General features: G+C 59.4%; 23 protein-coding genes, 1 other RNA gene and 1 other annotated feature. Of the genes, 9 read left to right on the top strand and 15 right to left on the bottom strand.

Annotated elements, in window-relative coordinates:
- Positions 1-21 precede the first annotated feature (21 nt).
- The 6 genes from rplJ to rpmG form a co-directional block, all read right to left on the bottom strand.
- Positions 22-558 carry a 50S ribosomal protein L10 gene (rplJ, locus tag E0E29_RS12975; RefSeq protein ID WP_130850196.1) on the bottom strand — a complete coding sequence of 179 codons (537 nt, stop codon included), beginning with the start codon at positions 556-558 and terminating at the stop codon, positions 22-24.
- A gap of 46 nt (positions 559-604) precedes the next feature.
- Positions 605-740 (bottom strand) — a sequence feature (ribosomal protein L10 leader region).
- A 60-nt stretch (positions 741-800) separates the two neighbouring features.
- Positions 801-1,493, bottom strand: a complete 693-nt coding sequence (gene rplA, locus E0E29_RS12970; RefSeq protein WP_130850195.1) for a 50S ribosomal protein L1 — start codon at positions 1,491-1,493, stop codon at positions 801-803.
- Between the two features lie 18 nt (positions 1,494-1,511).
- A complete protein-coding gene (gene rplK, locus E0E29_RS12965) occupies positions 1,512-1,937 on the bottom strand; it encodes a 50S ribosomal protein L11 (protein WP_130850194.1) in 426 nt (141 codons plus the stop codon).
- Between the two features lie 100 nt (positions 1,938-2,037).
- Entirely contained in the window at positions 2,038-2,562 is a 525-nt protein-coding gene (nusG, locus tag E0E29_RS12960; RefSeq protein ID WP_130850193.1) for a transcription termination/antitermination protein NusG, read from the bottom strand.
- 11 nt (positions 2,563-2,573) lie between these two features.
- A complete protein-coding gene (gene secE, locus E0E29_RS12955; protein ID WP_130850192.1) occupies positions 2,574-2,873 on the bottom strand; it encodes a preprotein translocase subunit SecE in 300 nt (99 codons plus the stop codon).
- Between the two features lie 42 nt (positions 2,874-2,915).
- Positions 2,916-3,080, bottom strand: coding sequence for a 50S ribosomal protein L33 (rpmG, locus tag E0E29_RS12950; RefSeq protein WP_033119311.1), 165 nt, complete (start codon positions 3,078-3,080; stop codon positions 2,916-2,918).
- Between the two features lie 324 nt (positions 3,081-3,404).
- Here rpmG and ruvX point away from each other — a divergent pair, with 324 nt between their 5' ends.
- Genes ruvX through E0E29_RS12935 form a run of 3 tightly spaced genes read left to right on the top strand, consistent with a single transcriptional unit; the run spans position 3,405 to position 6,260 of the window.
- Entirely contained in the window at positions 3,405-3,824 is a 420-nt protein-coding gene (gene ruvX, locus E0E29_RS12945) for a Holliday junction resolvase RuvX (protein WP_130850191.1), read from the top strand.
- Positions 3,825-3,858: 34 nt separating this feature from the next.
- Positions 3,859-4,980 (top strand): LuxE/PaaK family acyltransferase, encoded by a 1,122-nt coding sequence (locus tag E0E29_RS12940; protein WP_130850190.1) that lies wholly within the window; start codon positions 3,859-3,861, stop codon positions 4,978-4,980.
- The gene (locus E0E29_RS12935) at positions 4,977-6,260 is read left to right on the top strand and encodes an acyl-CoA reductase (protein ID WP_130850189.1); all 1,284 of its coding nucleotides are present in this window, start codon (positions 4,977-4,979) and stop codon (positions 6,258-6,260) included. Before E0E29_RS12940 ends, E0E29_RS12935 begins: the two co-directional genes overlap by 4 nt.
- On the opposite strand, the gene E0E29_RS12930 is transcribed toward E0E29_RS12935, so the two are convergent.
- The 6 genes from E0E29_RS12930 to E0E29_RS12905 form a co-directional block, all read right to left on the bottom strand.
- Positions 6,247-6,618: a TSUP family transporter gene (locus E0E29_RS12930; protein WP_130850188.1), complete on the bottom strand. Its 372-nt coding sequence runs from the start codon at positions 6,616-6,618 to the stop codon at positions 6,247-6,249. The genes E0E29_RS12935 and E0E29_RS12930 overlap by 14 nt on opposite strands.
- Positions 6,615-6,983 (bottom strand): TSUP family transporter, encoded by a 369-nt coding sequence (locus tag E0E29_RS12925; RefSeq protein WP_130850187.1) that lies wholly within the window; start codon positions 6,981-6,983, stop codon positions 6,615-6,617. Before E0E29_RS12925 ends, E0E29_RS12930 begins: the two co-directional genes overlap by 4 nt.
- Positions 6,984-7,064: 81 nt before the next feature.
- A complete protein-coding gene (locus E0E29_RS12920) occupies positions 7,065-7,778 on the bottom strand; it encodes a tRNA threonylcarbamoyladenosine dehydratase (RefSeq protein ID WP_130850186.1) in 714 nt (237 codons plus the stop codon).
- A gap of 57 nt (positions 7,779-7,835) precedes the next feature.
- A complete protein-coding gene (locus E0E29_RS12915) occupies positions 7,836-9,386 on the bottom strand; it encodes a peptidylprolyl isomerase (RefSeq protein WP_130850185.1) in 1,551 nt (516 codons plus the stop codon).
- 216 nt (positions 9,387-9,602) lie between these two features.
- Positions 9,603-9,802, bottom strand: a non-coding RNA gene (gene ssrS, locus E0E29_RS12910) — 6S RNA.
- 1 nt (position 9,803) lies between these two features.
- Positions 9,804-10,103, bottom strand: a complete 300-nt coding sequence (locus E0E29_RS12905) for a DUF1292 domain-containing protein (protein WP_130850184.1) — start codon at positions 10,101-10,103, stop codon at positions 9,804-9,806.
- A 258-nt stretch (positions 10,104-10,361) separates the two neighbouring features.
- On the opposite strand from E0E29_RS12905, the gene E0E29_RS12900 reads away from it, so the two are divergent.
- Positions 10,362-13,067, top strand: a complete 2,706-nt coding sequence (locus E0E29_RS12900; RefSeq protein ID WP_130850183.1) for a transglycosylase domain-containing protein — start codon at positions 10,362-10,364, stop codon at positions 13,065-13,067.
- 107 nt (positions 13,068-13,174) lie between these two features.
- Here the strand turns inward: E0E29_RS12900 and E0E29_RS12895 are convergent, their stop codons facing one another.
- From E0E29_RS12895 to E0E29_RS12885, 3 genes are all read right to left on the bottom strand, one after another.
- Positions 13,175-14,032, bottom strand: a complete 858-nt coding sequence (locus E0E29_RS12895; protein WP_130850182.1) for an IS3 family transposase — start codon at positions 14,030-14,032, stop codon at positions 13,175-13,177.
- Positions 14,029-14,301 (bottom strand): hypothetical protein, encoded by a 273-nt coding sequence (locus tag E0E29_RS12890; protein ID WP_080907005.1) that lies wholly within the window; start codon positions 14,299-14,301, stop codon positions 14,029-14,031. The genes E0E29_RS12895 and E0E29_RS12890 overlap by 4 nt, the downstream gene beginning before the upstream one ends.
- Before the next feature lie 242 nt (positions 14,302-14,543).
- Positions 14,544-15,611, bottom strand: coding sequence for a GntR family transcriptional regulator (locus tag E0E29_RS12885; RefSeq protein WP_130850181.1), 1,068 nt, complete (start codon positions 15,609-15,611; stop codon positions 14,544-14,546).
- A 591-nt stretch (positions 15,612-16,202) separates the two neighbouring features.
- Here E0E29_RS12885 and E0E29_RS19120 point away from each other — a divergent pair.
- The 5 genes from E0E29_RS19120 (at position 16,203) to araD (ending at position 20,205) form a co-directional block, all read left to right on the top strand.
- Positions 16,203-16,583 carry a type 1 periplasmic-binding domain-containing protein gene (locus tag E0E29_RS19120; protein WP_341273110.1) on the top strand — a complete coding sequence of 127 codons (381 nt, stop codon included), beginning with the start codon at positions 16,203-16,205 and terminating at the stop codon, positions 16,581-16,583.
- Positions 16,556-17,449: a substrate-binding domain-containing protein gene (locus E0E29_RS19115; protein ID WP_341273109.1), complete on the top strand. Its 894-nt coding sequence runs from the start codon at positions 16,556-16,558 to the stop codon at positions 17,447-17,449. The genes E0E29_RS19120 and E0E29_RS19115 overlap by 28 nt, the downstream gene beginning before the upstream one ends.
- Positions 17,388-17,849 carry an FGGY-family carbohydrate kinase gene (locus tag E0E29_RS18265; RefSeq protein ID WP_341273120.1) on the top strand — a complete coding sequence of 154 codons (462 nt, stop codon included), beginning with the start codon at positions 17,388-17,390 and terminating at the stop codon, positions 17,847-17,849. Before E0E29_RS19115 ends, E0E29_RS18265 begins: the two co-directional genes overlap by 62 nt.
- Before the next feature lie 111 nt (positions 17,850-17,960).
- Complete coding sequence (gene araA / locus E0E29_RS12875; RefSeq protein WP_242622497.1) at positions 17,961-19,610, top strand: L-arabinose isomerase; 1,650 nt, start codon at positions 17,961-17,963, stop codon at positions 19,608-19,610.
- Positions 19,513-20,205: an L-ribulose-5-phosphate 4-epimerase gene (gene araD / locus E0E29_RS12870; RefSeq protein WP_130850180.1), complete on the top strand. Its 693-nt coding sequence runs from the start codon at positions 19,513-19,515 to the stop codon at positions 20,203-20,205. Before araA ends, araD begins: the two co-directional genes overlap by 98 nt.
- The last annotated feature ends 9 nt before the right edge of the window (positions 20,206-20,214 follow it).

Below are 20,214 nucleotides of genomic sequence, written 5' to 3'. Positions count from 1 at the left end.
AATAGATCAATGGGGAGCCGATTACTCGGCAGCGGGAGCCTCGGCGGCGTCGACAGAGCCGCCCTTCTGCTCGCAGATGGCCTTGATGACGATGGCCAGGCTGGAGATGGGGGCCAGCATGGTACCCAGGACCTGAGCCTGGAGGACTTCCTTGCTGGGCAGCTCAGCCAGAGCGTTGATCTCGTCCAGGGACAGGACCTTGCCGTCCATGAAGCCGGACTTGATGGTGAACTTGGCGCCGTTGAACTGCTTGGCGAACTTGGCGATGACACGCATGGGAGCGATGGGATCGCCGTGAGAGATGGCCATGGAAGTGGTGCCGTTGAGAACGGAATCCATTTCCTCCAGACCCACGTTGTTGATGGCGAAGCGGACCAGAGTGTTCTTCACCACGGCGTAGTCCAGCTCGTTCTTGCGGCACTCGGCGCGCAGAGCGGTATCCTCGGCCACGGTGATGCCCTTGTAATCCACCAGCACGCCGCTGGAAGCACTCTTGAGCTTCTCAGTCAGCTCGGCCACGATGGCCTGCTTCTCACTGAGGACCTTTGCGTTAGGCATTTGGAATTCACCTCCGTTGAATTTGAGTTCAACTTTTCCGATGCAGTCACGCAACAAAAAAGCTGTTTTCGCATTCAAAGCAGCGAAAACAGCACAAAGAAATTCATTCCGTTGTGGCTGCATTCTCGGCAGGACTTATGGCTTGCGCCGCCTGCTGTCTTTGAACACGACTGATAGTATATCAGTCCGGACAGGCTTTGTCAAGCAAAACCTGTCCGGAAATGATATATTTTGTAATACGATTAGACCAGCTTAGCGCCGTTGACCTTGACGCCGGGGCCCATGGTGGAAGCCACCACGCAGCTCTTGATATACTGGCCCTTGGCAGCGGCGGGCTTAGCCTTGACGATGGCGCCCATGAGAGCGTTGAAGTTCTCGGTGAGCTTCTCAGCGCCGAAGGAGACCTTGCCGATGGGGCAGTGGATGATGTTGGTCTTGTCCAGACGGTACTCCACCTTACCGGCCTTGATCTCGGTGACAGCCTTGGCCACGTCGGGGGTGACGGTGCCGGCCTTGGGGGAGGGCATCAGGCCCTTGGGGCCCAGGACCTTACCCAGACGGCCAACCACGCCCATCATGTCGGGAGTGGCGACGACCACGTCATAATCAAACCAGTTCTCGGACTGGATCTTCTGGACCATGTCCATCTCGCCCACGAAGTCAGCGCCGGCGGCCTTGGCGGCCTCGGCCTTGTCGCCCTTGGCGAAGACCAGCACGCGCTGGGTCTTACCGGTGCCGTGGGGCAGAACGATGGCGCCGCGGACCTGCTGATCGGCGTGACGGGAGTCAACGCCCAGCTTCACATGGAGCTCCACGGTCTCGTCGAACTTGGCGGGGGCGGTCTTCACCACCAGAGCCATAGCGTCGGCGGTATCATAGAGAGTGGACTTGTCGATCTGCTTGGCAGAGTCGGTATATTTCTTTCCTCTGAACATCGTTACTACCTCCTTCCCTTACTCTTCCACGGTGACGCCCATGGAGCGGGCGGTACCGGCGACCATGCTCATGGCGGCCTCGATGGAGGCAGCGTTCAGGTCGGGCATCTTGGTCTCGGCGATCTTGCGCAGATCGTCCTTCTTCAGCTGGGCGACCTTGGTCTTGTTGGGCACGCCGGAGCCGGACTCGATGCCGCAGGCCTTCTTAATGAGAACGGCAGCGGGAGGGGTCTTGGTAACGAAGGTGAAGGAGCGGTCGGCGTAGACGGTGATGATCACGGGGATGATCAGACCCACGTCGTTCTTGGTGCGCTCGTTGAATTCCTTGGTGAAGGCGGCGATGTTGACGCCGTGCTGACCCAGAGCAGGGCCGACGGGAGGAGCGGGAGTCGCCTTGCCGGCCGGGATCTGCAGTTTGACGTAACCAGTTACTTTCTGTGCCACAATGAGCACCTCCTACGAATGAATGTGGTTGGAACGGGATGCCTGAAGCATCCCTCCCACTTGTGCCTTGGACGGCGGGCGGCCATGCCGCCCAGGGTACTTAATCCTGTACCAGCTCCACCTGGTCCAGCTCCAGCTCCACCGGGGTCTCCCGGCCGAACATGGACACGACCACGCGGACCTTGCTGCGGTCCAGGTCGATCTCCTCCACGGTGCCCAAGAAGGACTCTAGAGCGCCGTCGGTGATCTTTACGGTGTCGCCCACCTGATAGGAGACCACGACCTCGCGCTTTTCCACGCCGAGGGCAGCAATCTCATCATCGGTGAGGGGAATCGCTTTGTTGCCGGAGCCCACGAACCCGGTAGCGCCGCGCACGTTGCGGACCAGGTGCCATGTCTCATCGGTCATCACCATCTTGACCAGCACGTAGCCGGGGAAGACCTTCCGCTCTACGACCTTGGGGCCGTTGTCGGTGATCTCAGTGACAGTCTCCAGCGGGATCTTGACCTCGTGGATGAGGTCATGCATATTGCGGTTTTCCACGTGCTTTTCGATGGTAGCCTTGACTGTGTTCTCATACCCGGAATAGGTATGGACCACATACCACTTTGCACTATCAGACATACCGCTACCCCTTAACCCTTAAAGAGGTCGATGAGGGCGGCGATGATGCTGCTGGCAAGAGCGTCGAAGACCCAGATGAAGATGCCGACCACGATAACGCAGACGATCACGATCACCGTGTTGTTAATGGTCTGCTTGGGAGTGGGCCACACGACCTTCTTGAGCTCGCTCTTCATCTCGCGGAACCAACGGGCGACACGCTGGAAAAAGCCGGGCTTTTCGTCCTTCTTGGACTTCTTCTCAGCCTTCGCGGGCTTGGCAGCGGCCTGGGCGTCAGCACCGGTCTTTTCGATCTTCTCGTTGTCAGACATTCGGTTTCACCCTTCTTTCTTGTGACACTTCCGCAAGCATCATCACTTGGTCTCGGTGTGGAGCGTGTGCTTTCTGCAGAAGGGGCAGTACTTGTTTCTCTCCAGACGGTCGGGAGTGTTCTTTTTGTTCTTGTTGGTGACGTAGTTGCGCTGTTTGCACTCGGAGCATCTCAGGGTGATCTTCACCCGCGCACCGGCTTTTGCCATGTTTCGGCACCTCCTTCAATGGTTCGGACCCAACAAAAAATGCCGGGTCCGGCTATACCGAATCCCAGCACGTTCGAGAAAGGCACGGGCAAAGCCCGTCCCCAGTCAAAACACGGTAGGTTCGGCATGATCTGCCTCCCTATGTCCTCACGTGGAGGGAAAGGGTTTGTGCCCATCACACCGTAAAAATGCGCACAAAAATAAAGCCCTTTTTCATAGGTGCTAATAGCCTATCACAAGTGAGTGAGAAAGTCAAGCATATTTTTACAGTCTTGACAAGTCTTCCGTGGGACCGATATAGTGGAGGGGAAAGGAGGGAGGACCATGCGTATCATGGCCATCGACTACGGCGACGCCCGGACGGGCGTGGCCATCTCGGACCCCACGGGATTGCTGGCGGGGTATACGGAGGTCATCCACAGCCGGAAGGGGGAGCAGGTGTGTGCCCGCCTTGCCGAGCTGGTGGAACAATATAAGGTAGAGGAGCTGGTGATGGGCTTTCCCAGGAACATGGACGGCACCGAGGGTCCCCGGGCAGAGCTCTACCGGGCCTTTGCCGGAGAGGTGGAGGGAGCCACGGGGCTCACACCGGTGCTGTGGGATGAGCGGCGGACCACCATTGAGGCCCACGACATCCTCCACGCCAGCGGAAAGAAGATGAAGAACCATAAAAAGACGGTGGATGCCGTGGCCGCTACTTTGATTTTGGATGGTTATCTCACCCGGAAGCGGACACAGGGCTAAAAACGGCTCTACAAGAGAAGAAGGGGGGAGGAACATGGGAGATCGCTTTAGACTTTTCACCTGGAAGGACCCCTATGACATAGAGGGGACGGAGGCGCTCTTCGTGGCCGCCATGCGGGACAACTGCGCCTTCCACTATGCCCACTGCCCGGAGTACCGGGCCATCCTGGACCACTTCGATTTCAGGCCGGACATGCTGCGGACCACGGCGGACCTGGCCCGTCTGCCGGTGCTGCCCACATTATATTTCAAATCCCACAAGCTCTTCTCCGTACCGGAAAGCCGCATGCTCATCAAGGCCACCTCCTCGGGAACGAGAGGGAAGAAGAGCGTCATCGGCTTTGAGCTGGGGGGACTGTGGAGCGGCTTTCATATGGTGTGGCGCATTCTGCGCTACCATCACTTTCTTTCCCCGGTGCCCACCAACTATCTCATCCTGGGCTACCAGCCCCACAAGAGCAACCAGACCGCCGTAGCCAAGACGGCCACGGGCTACACCTACATCACGCCCGCCATCCACCGGGAGTACGCCCTCAAATATAAGGAAGGCGGCTACCAGGTGGACTTCGACGGTCTCATCAAGACCCTGGAGAGGTACAGCAGGTCCCGGTTCCCTACCCGGTTCATGGGCTTTCCCGCCTACACCTACTTCCTCATGGAGGAGCTGGAGCGGCGGGGGCTCCGCTATCCGCTGCCAAAAAACTCCAAGATCTTCCTGGGGGGCGGCTGGAAGCAGTTCTACCGGGAGAAGGTGGACAAAGAGACCTTCTATGCCAAGGCTTGGGACCGGTTCGCCATCTCGGAGGAGCACGTCTACGAGTCCTTCGGGGCGGTAGAGCACCCTATTTACTATGCTGATTGCAAGTATCACTACTTTCACGTACCGGTATACAGCCGGGTCATCATCCGGGACGTGCGGACCCTGGAGCCGGTGCCCAACGGCACCATGGGGCTGGTGAATCTCCTTACCCCTATGCTCAACGCCGTCCCCGTCCTGAGCATCATGACCGACGACCTGGGTATCCTCCACGATGGGGATACCTGCCCCTGCGGGGTAAAATCCCCCTGGCTGGAGATCATCGGCCGGGTGGGCATGGCTGACATCAAGACCTGCGCCGCAGGCGCTGACGACCTGAGAAAGGGGGCGGGCCTGTGATCCTATACCGTGGAGAGATCCATGATACAAAGGAGCAGAACAGGCTCCTGGACGGCCTGGAGGAGACCATCACCCAGGTGCTCCAGCGGCCCGCGCCAGCCGCAGAGACGGTGATCGCTGCCTGTGACGGCCTGGCCCGGCGGGTGCTCAGCGGGGAGTTCGACGGCATTATCGCCGCCCTGGGCCTGGACAAACGCTTCACCCTGGCTCAGGCGGCGGCCGCCGCCAATATGCTCCGCCGGGACAGCCTGGAGTTCAAGCTGAATCTGGAGCTGGGGCCGGACTGGGCAGGACCGAAAGCGGTGACGCCGCCTCATTCCGGCCTCACTCTCACCAAGGAGGTCCTGCCCCTGGGGGTGCTCTTTCACATCGCCGCCGGAAACGTGGACGGTCTACCGGCTTACAGCGCCGTGGAGGGCCTCCTCACCGGCAATGTGAATATCCTGAAGCTGCCCCAGGCCGATGGGGGGCTGTCGGTGCTGCTGCTCCACGCCCTCACCCAGGCCGCCCCGGAGCTGGCCGACTACCTCTATGTGTTCGACACCCCCTCCGACGACCTGCCCGCCATGCAGAAGATGGCGGCCATGGCCGATGGCATCGTGGTGTGGGGCGGGGAGGGGGCGGTCTCAGCCGTCCGGGGGCTGGCCCCCACCAGCTGCCGACTCATCGAGTGGGGCCATAAGCTGAGCTTCGCCTATGTTACGCCCAAGGGGGAGACCCCGGAGGCCCTCTACGCTCTGGCCGCCCACATCGCCGACACCCGTCAGCTGCTGTGCAGCTCCTGTCAGGCGATTTTCCTTGACACCGAGAAGCGGGAGGAGGTCCGGTATTTCTGCCGCCGGTTCCTGCCAGTGCTGGAGGGAGCCATGGCGGCGGGAGCGCCGTTGGACGACGGCTCGGCGGCTCAGGTGACCCTGGCCCAGTATGAGCAGCGGCTGGAGTCCATCACCGCGCCCGGCCCGGAGATCTTTTATGGGAAGAGTTGTTCTCTCACGGTGGGGGAGGATGGGGAGCTGGAGCTCTCCCTCCAGTTCGGCAATCCCCTGGTGAAGGCCCTGCCCCGGGCACGGCTGCCCGCCATGCTGCGGCGGCACAAGGGGGTTCTCCAGACGGCGGGTTTGATTTGTGCCCCGGAGGAGCGGGAGGAGCTGGCCATGGTCCTTTTGAGAGCGGGCGTGGTTCGGGTCACCGGGCCGGGGGACATGAGCCGCACCACCTGCGGCGACGCCCACGATGGAGACTATCCCCTGCGGCGGTATACCCGGGTCACCGAGCGGTAGGGGGGCTCTTGCGAAAGAGCTCCTGGAGGCCGACGACAAGCAGGAAGCCGCCGAAGCACCGGCGGAGGAGTCCCGTGTCCAGACCGGAGGCAACCCAGGCACATAGCCCGGCGGTGGCCAGCCCAGCCAGTATGGCGGGGAGGGCGGCGGACCGGTCTACATAGCCGTTTTTGATGTGGCTGGGGAGAGCCGCCGCTGCCGCCGGCAGGAAGTAGACCAGATTGATGCCCTGGGCCAGGTGCTGCTCCACTCCTGCAAAAGCGGTGAGGTAGAGGAGGAGCAGAGTGCCGCCCCCCACCCCGAAGCCGGAGAGGACCCCAGTGGCGGCACCGGCCAGGAGGGAGATCAGGACGTTCATAGGGCAAAGAGAGACCGGATGCCGCCGTAGAGGAGGAGCAGGCCAAAGCCCCGGCGGAGCCAGTCCATGGAGATGTTTTTGAAAAGCTTACCCCCCAGCCAGCCCCCCAGCAGCCCGCCCAGCAAGTATGGGAGGGCTGCGGTGAGGTCCAGTCCGCCCCGGAAGAGGTAGATCCCGGCGGAGAGGACGCACAGGGGTAGAATGACGGCTACCGAGGTGGCGAATGCCTTCCGCTCTCCCAGGCCGCACCACCCGGCCAGGAGCGGTACCAGCACCATGCCGCCCCCTCCGCCGAAGAAGCCGTTCACCGCGCCGGCCAGGGCGCCAGATACCGCCGGGCGCAGCCAATCCCGCTTTTGACTCATAAAAAATCCCTCCCTTGGCACTAGTTTGCCAGGGGAGGGATTTTGCTATGCAAAAGCATAGAAAAATTGGCTATGTGCCGCTTATCGCACGCCGGTCAGATCCATGACCACCTCACCGGCCAGCATCAGACCGGCGGTAGCAGGGACCCACACCACGCTGGCGGGGACGCTGCGGCGTCCCGGGGGCGGGGTCTCGGGCTGGTCGGCCTCATGGGCGGCTTCCGGAGACCACACCACCTTGTGGTGGAGAATGCCGCGATTGCGCAGCTCCTTCCGCACCACCCGGGCCAGAGGGCAGCCCTCCGTCTTGGAGATATCAGATACCCGCAGCAGGGAGGCGTCCAGCTTGTTGCCGGTGCCGAGAGCGGAGATGATGGGCACCTTGTGGTTCAGGGCGGTCTCGATGAGGTCCAGCTTGCAGCTCACCAGATCGATGGCGTCCACAATATAATCGTAATTCGCGGCAAAAAAGTCCTCACGGGTGTCGGCCTCATAGCGGCCCTGGATGGGGTGGACCCGGCAGCTGGGGTTGACGGCCAGCACCCGCTGGGCCATAGCCTCCGCCTTGGGGAGCCCCAGGGTGGACTCCAAGGCCTCGGCCTGGCGGTTGAGGTTGCTAAGATCTACGGTGTCCTGGTCCATAAGGGTCAGCTCGCCCACGCTGGAGCGTGCCAGAGCCTCGGCGCACCAGCTGCCTACCCCGCCCAGGCCCAGCACACACACGTGTGCCTGAGCCAGCCGGTCCATGGCATCGCTGCCCAGGAGCATACGGGTGCGGAGAAAACGCTCATCCATTTGGTTACCTCCTTGAAAAAATCCCCCGGAGGAAGCCTCCGGGGGATGATGTGTGTCTTAGCCCAGCAGAGCCAGGTTGGTGTCGTTGGTGGTGACGGGGGAGGTCTCCTCGATCTCGGTGGTCCAGGTGGAGAGCGCGTCGCTCTTGAGGGAGCTCTCGGCGGTGTACTTCCAGGTCAGGGTGTGATCCTGGAGATACATGACGTGCCAGCCGTACTGGCCCTCCTGGTCGTTTTCCACCAGGCCGGTGTCGCCGGGCTGACGGCCGTCAGCGAAGGTCCAGTCGATGAAGGCGGGCAGGAAGCTGGTGGAGGGGGTAATGCCCTCGTAGAGGCCGCCGTTCTCGGCGGAGCCGGGATCCTCGGAATACTGCTGGGCCAGGGCGCCGAAGCTGTCGGCGGTCTTGTCACCGGCGTTGTACTCGTCCAGGATCTCCTGGGCCTTGGCCTTGGCGGCGTCCAGAGCCTCCTGAGTGGGAACCTTGCTCTCGTCCACGTCCTCGGTGCTGGGGTCATCCTCCTGGGTGAGCTCGGCCTTCACCAGGATGTGGCGCACATCGGCGGAGCCGTAGCTCTCGGTGTCCAGGGCGCGGCTGGTGAAGCGCAGGACCCAGTAGCCGCTGTCGGCCACCTCGATGACAGTGAGATCACCCTCCTGACGGCCCTCATTGGTGAGCCAGGACACGCAGTCCTCGCTGCCGGAGGAGAAGCCATTGGCCAGGCTGGCGCCCACCACGGTGGTCTCGTAGCTGGTGGCCTCGTCCTCGCTGTCCTCGGAGTCGGCCTGGGTAGCGGCGGCAGCCAGAGTGTCGAAGTCACCGCCGTCCTCCAGATCCTGGAGCAGCTTGTCAGCAGTGGCCTTGGCGGTAGCCATGGCAGTGGCCTTCTCGGCGTCGCTAGCCTCCACGGTATTGCCGTCGGCATCGGTGGTGGAGGGAGCGGAGCCATCGATGAACACGGAGGAGTAGGTGAAGGTATCCAGGTCATCGGTGTGCTCATTGTAGTAAGCGGTGAGATCGTCGTCGGTGTAGGTCAGGGTATCGGCGTGAGCAGTATAGTACTCCTGAGCCAGGGTGTCCCGGGTCAGGCACTCACGCAGAAGACTCTCGGTCATATAAGGACCATACACGTTGCGGATATAGGACTTGAAGGAGGTGCCGTACTGGGCGGCGTAGCTCTTCAGCTCCTGGATGGTGTCCTCGACGCTCTGAGCGCCCTCTTCAGAGAGGGTGAAGCCGTCGGCCTCGGCAGCGGCGGCCAGAGAGGCGTACTGCTGGAGGGAATCCACGGCGCTCTGGCGCAGGGTCTCCTCATCCATGGTCAGACCATACTGGCTGTACATATTGGCGGTGGGATAGTAGTAGTAACCCATCTCGGCCACGGTGTAATCCTTACCATTGACGGTGGCAACTACCTTGCCCTTGGTGAAGGTGCCGCTGTGCCACACCAGCAGGGCAATGACCAGAACGGCCAGGATGACGCCCACCACGGTATAAAGGATGGTCTTGCTCCGCTCCTTGCGGGCAGCCTCCGCCTGACGGCGCTCCTTTTCGGTGGGGCCATTGGCGGCAGCGGAGATGCGCTGTTTCTTTTCACGGGAAGCACTCATTACTCTTGCTCAGTCCTCTCAAATATTGTGCTTTTTCTGTGCTTTGGTGACTCAATGTTGCATTATACAGGAAACCGGGACGGCTTGCAAGTCTCAATCTGCCTATATTCGGGCGGGAAGGGACGCATTTTACAGAAAGTTCATGGTTGCATACTGGAAGGGAAGGGGATAAAAAAACCGCCCCAGCGCCTTGCTGGGACGGTGGAACGGCAAAAAAGATCTCCCGCTCTGGCCGTGTGGCCCTGATCAAACCTGCACGAAGATGGCAGGTGGGTCGCCTCCGCACCGCTTTACTGCTTCCAACTTCCAACGCTCCCGAAGGGGGCCGGGAGGCCTGCAAGCCACGGCGCGAGGTGGGCGTCCCGTTTCAGAGATGTGGGTTTAAAAAGAAACCATCACGTACCGAGCAGGAGAATCTTATTCCTCTTCTTCGAAAAGGGCTTCCATGAACTGCTGGTAGACAGCCTCCAGCTCCTCTTCGTCATCCAGGGTGGCCAACTGCTCCTCACCGTCGATCTCCACGACCTTCAGGATGATGAGCCCGGCCTCTTCGTCCTCTTCTTTTGGGGGCTGGCCCTCTTCATCGGCCTCCTCCACGGGGAAAAAAGCCATATAGACCGCGCCGTTGTATTCAATGGTATCCAGATGCTCCAGCTCGATCTCGTTGCCGTCCTCGTCGGTGAGGCTGACAAAATTACCGCCGTACTCGTCACTCATGGTGGCTGGCACCGCCCTTCTTGTTTCTGCACATATTGTACCCTGTGTGCCGGAAAAATGCAAGAGTCGGACGAGCCAAATTTTACATCAAGGATATATCTGGGGTAAATGGGAAGTGATAGGGTAGACAAACAGAGGCTTTTCCACTATAATATAAAAGCCTTTCTATGACCGGAGGGAGAGGCGGACCGGTCAGGGGCATGTTACGAATGTATATGGGACCGTGCGGCCTTTGGGCCGGGAACGGAGGTATTTCACTTGGCAGAGACAAGACGCACCACCAACCAGAACGGGGAGCCCCCCAGGCGTCCCCGGCGGAAGAGCAAAGGCGGTTCGGTTGCCGTCACAATATTGAAAGTGATCGGCACATTGTTCCTCATCGGATGCACCACCGGCGCGATCCTGGCCTGCTTTGCCGCGACGTATATCAAGACCGTCATCATCCCGCAGGACTATGTGGACGCCAGCGCCTACTCCATGAACCTGTCCTCCACCATTTACTACACCGACTCCAGCACTGGCGAGACCAAGGAGCTGCGTACCCTTCACGGTGAGGAGAACCGTGTGAAGGTGGACTATGAGGAGATCCCGGAAAATCTGATCAATGCCCTTGTGGCCATTGAGGATCAGCGGTTCTGGAACCATCACGGCGTGGACTGGCGTCGTACCGGCGGTGCCTTCCTCAATATGTTTTTGGGGATGAAGGACACCTACGGCGGCTCCACCATCACCCAGCAGCTCATCAAGAACATGACTCAGAACGATGATGTAACGGTAAAACGTAAGATCCTGGAGATCTTCCGCGCCCTGGAGTTTGAGCGCAACTACAGCAAGGAAGAGATCCTGGAGATGTACCTCAACTACATCTACCTGGGCGAGAACTGCTACGGTGTGGGTACCGCCTCACTGGCTTACTTTGGAAAGTCGGTGTCCGAGCTGGATCTGGCCGAGTGTGCCAGCCTCATCGGTATCACCAACAACCCCTCCCGGTATGACCCCTATATCTCTGACTACACCAAGGAGCAGAACAAGCAGCGCCAGGAGATCATCCTCAACGAGATGCTCGAGCAGGGCTATATCACGCAGGCCGAGCATGATGCCGCCGTGGCGGAGGAATTGGTCTTTGTGGGCCGCGGGCAGGGGACTACCTCTACAACCGCCTACTCCTATTTTGAGGATCAGCTCATCCGGGACGTCATCGCCGACCTGAAGGAGACCTATGACCTCTCCGACCAGCTGGCCAGCCAGATGGTCTACAATGGCGGCCTGTCCATTTACTGCACCCAGGACCCGGAGGTCCAGGCCAAGGTGGACGCGGTGTATGAGGACCTGAGCAACTTCAGTGGCACCTCCTCCTCCGGTCAGCAGCTCCAGTCGGGCATCACGGTCATTGACAATGAGACCGGCAACGTGGTGGCTCTGGCAGGCGGCGTGGGCGAGAAGACGGCCAGCCTGCTGACCAACCGTGCCACACAGTCCCTGCGGCAGCCCGGTTCCGCCATCAAGCCCCTGGCGGTGTACGCTCCCGCCTTGGACCTGGGTGTCATCACCCCCGCCACCGTCATCGATGACTCTCCCTACAGCTTTGACGGCGACGGCGGCTCTCCCTGGCCGGTAAACTCTTATGGCTATTATAGCGGTCTCACCAACGTGTATACCGGTCTTCAGAAGTCGGTGAACACCTTGGCTGTCAAGATCCTGGGCCAGTACACCAGTCCCCAGGTGGCCTATGACTTCCTGGTAAAGAACCTGGGCTTCAGCACCGACCACCTGGTGGTCCAGGAGGAGCGCAACGGCACCGTCTACTCCGACATTGGTCTGGCTCAGATGGCTCTGGGCGGTCTCACCGATGGTGTCACTACCCTGGAGATGGCGGCTGCCTACTCCACCTTCCCCAGGGGCGGGCTGTATATCGAGCCCCGGACCTATACCAAGGTGGAGCGGGTGGACCCCGATACCGGTGAGGTGACCGTCCTGCTGGATAACCAGGCAGAGTATCACACTGCCATGAAGGACTCCACCGCATGGTATATCAATACCATGCTCCAGAACGTCATCAAGAACGGCACTGGTACCTCCGCTAACTTCAGCGGAATGACCATTGCTGGTAAGACGGGTACCACCACCTCCCGCCGTGACCTCTATTTCGTGGGTTACAGTGCCTATTACACCGCTGCCGTCTGGAGCGGCTATGATCAGCCCGAACGTATGAGCTCCAGTCTCCAGCAGCAGTCGGCCGTCACTTGGAAAAAAGTGATGAGTTCCATCCATGAGGGCCTGGAGGACAAGAGCTTCCCAACTCCCTCTGCGGGCACTGTCACCGTCCAGGTGTGTGCCGACAGCGGCCTGCTGCCCAATGAGGCCTGCTACCACGACGCCCGTGTAGGCGAAGGGGCACGTATCATCTCCATGACCTTCGTCAAGGGTGATGAGCCCACCACGGTCTGTGATGTCCATAAGGATGTGGAGATCTGTCTGGATTCCCCCTTCCTGGACGCTGACGGCAATCCCAACGGCATGTATCACCTGGCAGGGGAGTACTGTCCCGCGGAGAGCCGCCGGACAGTGAGCATTCTGGATATCACCCGCGAGGGTGCTGCCGCTGCCGTGTCGGTGCGGGATAATCAGTTTACCACAGGACACATCAACGCTTTGGGCGACGCCGCCTACTGTGATGTCCACACCACCGCCCAGGCGCCGGAGCCCACAGAAAAGCCGAAAATTGACCCCACCGACCCCAGCACATGGCCGGGTCCGGAGGACTACGACCGGCTGGAGGATTACAACAAATTCAACCCCTTTGACGAGTCCACCTGGCCGGAGAACGTGAACGGTTCCTCTGGACAGCAGACGCCGTCTCCCAGTGAGTCGGTGTCGCCGGAGCCCACAGAGACTCCGGAATCAACACAGGGGCCCGTCAATTCACCAACGACGAGCGAAGAACCCTATGTGCCGGCAGCATGACCAACGGGTCATGAAAAAAGAGAGAGCCGCCCTTCCCACCTATGGGTGAACCGCCCCAAATTGTGCGGACAGCACAAAAAGGCCTCAATGTAGGGAAATATGAAGTTTTAAGCGGAGTGGCGCAGCGTGAGCGGCGCCACTCCAGTTTTTAGCTGGATGCGCTCGTGGTTGTAAAAATTGATATAGCGGTCAATCATCTCATTGGCCTCACAGAATGAGGCCGGTTTATGGCGGTAGATACACTCTGTCTTGAGGATGGAAAAGAAATTTTCCGCCATAGCGTTGTCGTAACAGTTTCCGCATCTTGACATGGAAGGCGTAATGCCATAAGATTTTGTCAGGTCGAAGTATGCTTGCGAGGTGTACTGGAACCCCTGGTCGCTGTGGAGCTGCAACTCCGCAGCGGCCCTCTTTTTCTCCTTGCGCATGGCCAGGCGAATGGTGTCCAGCACCAGGTTGACTGTCTGCTTTGTGCCGGTCTTGTAGGCAACAATGCTGTTGTCGTAAAGGTCCCGGATCATGGACAGGTACAATACGCCCTGCTTGGTGTGGATGTAGGAGATGTCCGTCACCCATTTGCTGTTGGGCCTGTTCGCATAAAACTCCCTATTCAGCAGATTCTTGTACTTGTGGACTTGCTGCCCCATCTGCTGCCATTTTCTGCGTCTCCGGATCTCCGCAAGCAAACCATATTTCTCCATGATACGCAGGATGGTCTTGGGATTACGGTGGATGCCTCGCTTCTTCAGCACCAGCCACATTCTGCGGTAGCCATACGTACGAAAGCTGCGCTCTCGCTGTTCCGCGATGATTTCTGCAAGGGCCGCGTCTTTCTCCGGCCTGCCCAAACGATGGACGAAATCATAGTATCCGCTGCGGGATACCTGAAAGAAGCGACACATAACGGTTACCGGATATTCGTTTCTGTGCCGGTAGATTACTGCGTATTTTGCCCTTGGCCTCACTTCCTTCCTGTGGAGCGCAGAAAATCCCGCAACAGCTCGTTTTCCATCTTTAGCCGTTTGTTCTCATACTTGTACTCCGCCAGTGTTTTTGCGGGTTTACGCCCCCGCGCTTTTGGAAGGACAGGCTCCTTTAGCCAGCACTGAATAGCCCACCGGCTGATCCCATACTCCCGACATAAAGCACGCTGGCTTTCTCCTCCGCGGATTCGTGACACCACTTCTTCTCGTATCCCTACCGGATACTTTTTCATCCCTTTTTTTCCGGACATAGCAAGACCCCCTAATGTAGCTTTATTTTCCTACATTAGGGGGCCTTTTGTCTATTGTCCGGTTTTACTGGAGCTGTTCAGTTATGTTCGTATTAAGGATTCCAACGTTGCCTAGCGTGATGAGGGCGCTGTTGAAAACGATGATAAGGCGGTAGTCGGTGGCGGTCAGGGACATGGGAGCCTGTGAGAGCCTCCGGCGTATGGCAGGAGTTTTTCTGTCTGCGTCTTGCATTTGAAAGCCCTCAGCTGCTCTCCTTTTCCATCAGTACCCATGGGACCAGCTGAGATTGGCAGGACTCGCCTTGAAGAAGGCGGATGAGAAGCTGAGCGGCAGTACTGCCCACATTCTCACTGCCGTGAGAGAGGGAGGTGATCCGAGGATGGGCCAGCTCACTGTATTGACTGTTGTCAAAGCTGACCACAGCCAGATCCTGGGGGACACGGACGCCCTGTTTAATGAGGTAAGCCACCAAACGGCTGGCGATCTCGTCGTTATAACAGACCACAGCGGTGCAGCCTTCCATGCTGCGTAAAAGGGGGTCCAGGTGAGCGCCGGAGAGGAGAGATTCCTTCTGCTCGGTGTTATACCAGAAGATGCGGCGGTCATCCATGGGCAGGTTCAGGTCCCGGAGGGCCTCGATATAGCCGGAGTAGCGCTGCGGCCCCTGGATGTCGTCTCCCTTGAAAATGCCTGCAATGTCCCGGTGCCCTTTTTCATAGAGGTATTCCACCAGCACCCGTCCTCCGGCATAGTTGTCATCCAGCACGGCCAAAGGACCTTCCAGCTGAGGATAGTAGCCGTTCATAAATACCAGTGGGATGTTGCGCTGCATCAGTTGCTCATAGAGGTCTAGATTGGGGTTGGGCAGGCCGGTCTTGGTGCCCTCCACCAACACGCCGTCCAGAGGCTCCAGATCCAGCAAAGTCTGGAGGACCTTGCGCTCGTTGGCCACCTGGTTTTGAGTGGCGAAGAGGAGAGGGGCGCTGTTGTTGGCGGCCAGGACGGTCTCAACCTCACGAAGGATGCTGGGGAAGATGTAGTCACTGATATAAGTGGTGACGATGGCAATGGAGCGGCGGGGGGCGGGCGCAGCCGGAGCGCGCTCAAGCACATGGGAGCCGCTGCCCTGACGGCGGTCGATCAGCCCTTCGGAAGCCAGGAGAGAGAGCGCCTGCCGTACCGTCTGGCGGCTCACCTGAAATTGCTCACAAAGGGCATGCTCCGTGGGCAGAAGCCTGCGCTTTTCATAGGCGCCCTCCAGGATACCGCTGCGCAGTGCGTCTGCCACCATTTGATATTTTGGCGCCATCATCGCTCCTCCTTCCGGCCGGGCAACGCCGGCGGACATGATCGATCCACCGTGGAAAAGGATACCGGATCGGCATCAATCATCATATCATATTTGTATTTTGTTTGCAAGAGAAATACATCGATCATTAAAAAGTTATACGCATGACAAGAAAAGGAACAAGAAAAAAGGGAACAGGGACAGAAAGGGAGCCCTGTCATACTGACACAATGTGACCGCTGAAATTGGTGCTATAAATTGTGAAGAATTTTGAGCAAGACAAAAACTAACGGGGAGAATAAGCGGATTTTGTGAAAAATGCAGGACAATAAGCGGAAATTATATATTTCATATATGAAAACTTATTTTGTGAATTACCATTTAAAACTTGAAATAAAATTGAAAATATAAAATATTTTGAACATTAATTTTTATTTGTACTTCTTTTTGATGCAAAAAGAACAAGATTTATATTGTTTAATGAAACAAAAATACATTTATACGGATGAATTATTTATATGGTTTTCCAACGGGAGTATACTGCAGGTACAAAGTCCGGAGGCCAGTTCCAGGGGGCCGACGGCAAAAATCGAAGAAATGGAGAGATCAATAATGAAAAGAAAGTTCCTCGCCATGACGCTCGCTCTTGCAATGGGTCTTTCTCTGGCCGCCTGCGGCGGCGGCAGCGCCTCCACCCCTGCTCCCGCCGAGACCGGCGAAGTGGAAGCTACTACCCCCGCTGAGACCGGCAGCACCGGCGACCTGATCACCGTTGGTTTTGCTCAGGTGGGCCACGAGTCCGATTGGCGTACCGCCTCCACCAAGTCCGCTCAGGACGTGTTCTCTGAGGAGAACGGCTATGAGCTGTCCTTCGTGGACTGCGACAACGACTCCGCCGCTCAGCTGTCCGCTGTCCGTAACTTCATCCAGCAGGGCGTTGACTATACACCATCATTGATCCCATCGTGGCCACCGGCTGGGACGCCGTTCTGACCGAGTGTGAGGATGCCGGCATCCCCGTCATCGTCATCGACCGTACCATCGACGACTCCGACAAGTATGTGTCCTGGGTCGGCTCTGACTTTAAGGTTGAGGGCCTGGCCTGCGGCGAGTGGCTGAAGGCCTATGCTGCCGACAAGGGCATCACCGAGATCAACGCTCTGGTCATCGAGGGTTCCACCGGCGCCTCCGCCACCATCGGCCGTACCGACGGCTTCAAGGAGATCGCTGACCGCGAGGGCTGGACCATCCTCGACTCTCAGTCCGGTGACTTCACCGAGGCCGGCGGCCAGGAGGTCATGGAGTCCTACTGCCAGAGCTACGCTGGCCAGTTCAACGTGGTCATCTGCCAGAACGATAACGAGGCCGCTGGTGCCATGACCGCCATGGACAACGCTGGTGTTACCTACGGCGTGGGCGGCGACGTGATCCTGGTTTCCTTCGACGCCAACAAGCCCTATGTCCAGATGGTCATGGACGGCAAGATCAACGCCAACTTTGAGTGCAACCCCATGGCTGCCCCCACTGTTGACGAGATCATTAAGCAGATCGAGGCTGGCGAGACCCCCGAGAAGGAGATCTATGTCACTGAGTCTTGGTTCGCCGCTGAGGACAACGTGGCTAAGGTCTATCCCGAGATCGACATGGTGACCACCCCCACCGGCAAGCCGGTGGCTATGGTCCACTGCAACAACTGCACCAATGAGATCAACGCCTGGGCGGAGGTTTTTAAGGGCTTCCTTACCGCATTGGGCCAGACCCCGGACATGAACCAGGTCTTTACCGCCATGTTCACCTCTGCGCTTCAGGGGGGAGGCCGACGGCGGTGGGCTGCTGCTGTGCAACTACCTCTCCGGTGAGCCCATTGCTGACCTGGAGGAGGGGCGGCCTCTGCTGGCCCGTACGCCCGAGGCCCGGCTCACCTTCCCCAACCTGATGCGGGCCCAGCTGTGTGCAGCCCTGGCCACTTTGAAAATGGGCCTGGACATCCTGGCTAAGGAGCATGTGGCTGTGGACCGGCTCCTGGGCCACGGCGGATTCTTCAAGACCCCCGAGGCGGGTCAGCGGCTCATGGCCGCCGCCGCCGGGGCGCCGGTGTCCGTCATGGAGACCGCCGGCGAGGGCGGCCCCTGGGGCATGGCCCTGCTGGCGGCCTATCTGGTCCGGCACCAGCCGGGTCAGAGCCTGGAGGACTATCTGGATCATCAGGTCTTTGCAGGTCAGAAGGTGGTCACGCTGCCGCCGCGGGCGGAGGATTAGTCCGGCTTTGAGGCCTTTATGGCCCGGTACCTGCCCGGCCTGGCGGTGGAACGCGCCGCTGTGGAACATTTGAAATAAGGACAATGTTTTGACAAATTGGAGGTCATAAACATGGATAACAAAGAATTCTGGTTTGTGGTAGGCAGTCAGTTCCTGTACGGCCCCGAGGTGCTGGAGACCGTAGCCGCCCGGGCCGCCGAGATGGCCGATAAGCTCAATGCTTCCGGTAACCTGCCCTGCAAGCTGGTGTATAAGGTTACCGCCAAGACCAACAAGGAGATCGCCGATGTGGTCAAGGAGGCCAACCACGACGACAACTGCCTGGGCATCATCACCTGGTGCCACACCTTCTCTCCCTCCAAAATGTGGATCAACGGCTTTGTGAATCTCCAGAAGCCTTACTGCCACTTCGCCACCCAGTACAACCGTGAGATCCCCAACGAGGAGATCGACATGGATTTCATGAACCTGAACCAGGCCGCCCATGGCGACCGGGAGCACGGCTTTATCGCCGCCCGGCTGCGGATGCCCCGGAAGGTCATCGCCGGCTACTGGCAGGGCGAGGATGTCCAGAAGCGGCTGGGCGCCTGGATGCGCGCCGCCATCGGCGTGGCCGTCAGCAAAGAGCTGAAGGTCATGCGTTTCGGCGACAACATGCGTGAGGTGGCCGTCACCGAGGGCGATAAGGTGGAGGTCCAGGCCAAGCTGGGCTGGCAGGTCAACACCTGGCCGGTGGGCAAGCTGGTGGAGACCATGGACGCCGTCACTGAGGAGGAGCTCGATGCCCTCATGGACGTCTACAAGGCCAGCTACGATTTTGCCACCGACGATATGGAGACCGTCCGCTATCAGGCCCGGGAAGAGATCGCCATGAAGAAGATGATGGACGCCGAGGGCTGCAAGGCCTTCTCCAACACCTTCCAGGACCTCTACGGCATGAAGCAGCTGCCCGGCCTGGCCAGTCAGCACCTGATGGCCCAGGGTTACGGCTACGGCGGCGAGGGTGACTGGAAGGTCTCCGCCATGACGGCCATCATGAAGGCCATGGGTGAGAACGGCAACGGCGCCTCCGCCTTCATGGAGGACTATACCTATCATTTGGTGAAGGGCCAGGAGTACAGCCTGGGCGCCCACATGCTGGAGGTCTGTCCCTCCGTGGCTGCCGCCAAGCCCCGCATTGAGGTCCACCCCCTGGGCATCGGCGATCGGGAGGACCCCGCCCGTCTGGTGTTCGAGGGCAAGGAGGGCGACGCCATCGTGGTCTCCCTCATCGATATGGGCGGTCGGCTGCGTCTGATCTGCCAGGATATCCACTGTGTGAAGCCTATCATGCCCATGCCCAACCTGCCTGTGGCCCGTGTCATGTGGCAGGCCATGCCTAACCTTACCACTGGCGTGGAGTGCTGGATCACCGCCGGCGGTGCCCATCACACCGTCCTCAGCTACGACGTTACCGCCGAGCAGATGAAGGACTGGGCCACTATGATGGGCATCGAGTTCGTCCACATCACCAAGGATACCACCGTGGAGGCTCTGGAGAAGGAGCTCTTCTACAACGACATCGCCTGGAAGCTGAAGAAGTTCTGGGCACGGGCGGTCCCGCCGCCGGGCAGAGGCTCCGTCCCTGCCCGGCGGAACTTTTGCGGAGGAAAGGAAGACGCATATGTTGGAAGCACTCAAGGAGCAGGTCTGCAAGGCCAACCTCCTGCTGCCCAAGCACGGACTGGTCACCTTCACCTGGGGCAACGTCTCCGGCATTGACCGGGAGCAGGGCCTCATCGTCATCAAGCCATCCGGCGTGGAGTATGACGAGATGGGACCCGACGACATGGTGGTGGTGGACTTAAAGACCGGTGAGCGGGTGGAGGGTCGGTACAAGCCCTCCAGCGACACCCCCACCCATCTGGCCCTCTATCGGGCCTTCCAGGGGCTGGGCGGTGTGGTCCACACCCACAGCCGCTGGGCCACCTCCTTTGCCCAGGCCGGGCGGGGTATTCCCGCCTTCGGCACCACCCAGGGGGACTACTTCTACGGTGAGATCCCCTGTACCCGGAAAATGACCCCCGCCGAGATCGGCGGCGAGTACGAGCTGGAGACGGGTAACGTCATCATCGAGACCTTCCAGAAGGGGAAGATTGACCCCGAACAGGTCCCCGCCGCGCTGGTCCATAGCCACGGCCCCTTCACCTGGGGCACCGATCCCTTCAACGCCGTCCACAACGCCGTGGTGCTGGAGGAGGTGGCCTTCATGGCCTTCCACGCTATGGCCCTCACCCCCGGCCTGCCCCCCATGCAGCAGGAGCTGCTGGATAAGCACTATCTGCGTAAGCACGGCCCCGGCGCCTACTACGGTTAGGGCTGACCG

Origin of the sequence: Intestinimonas timonensis (genome assembly GCF_900626145.1) — a bacterium.
GTDB lineage: Bacteria > Bacillota > Clostridia > Oscillospirales > Oscillospiraceae > Intestinimonas > Intestinimonas aquisgranensis.
This window is presented reverse-complemented; position numbering and strand designations above follow the sequence as displayed.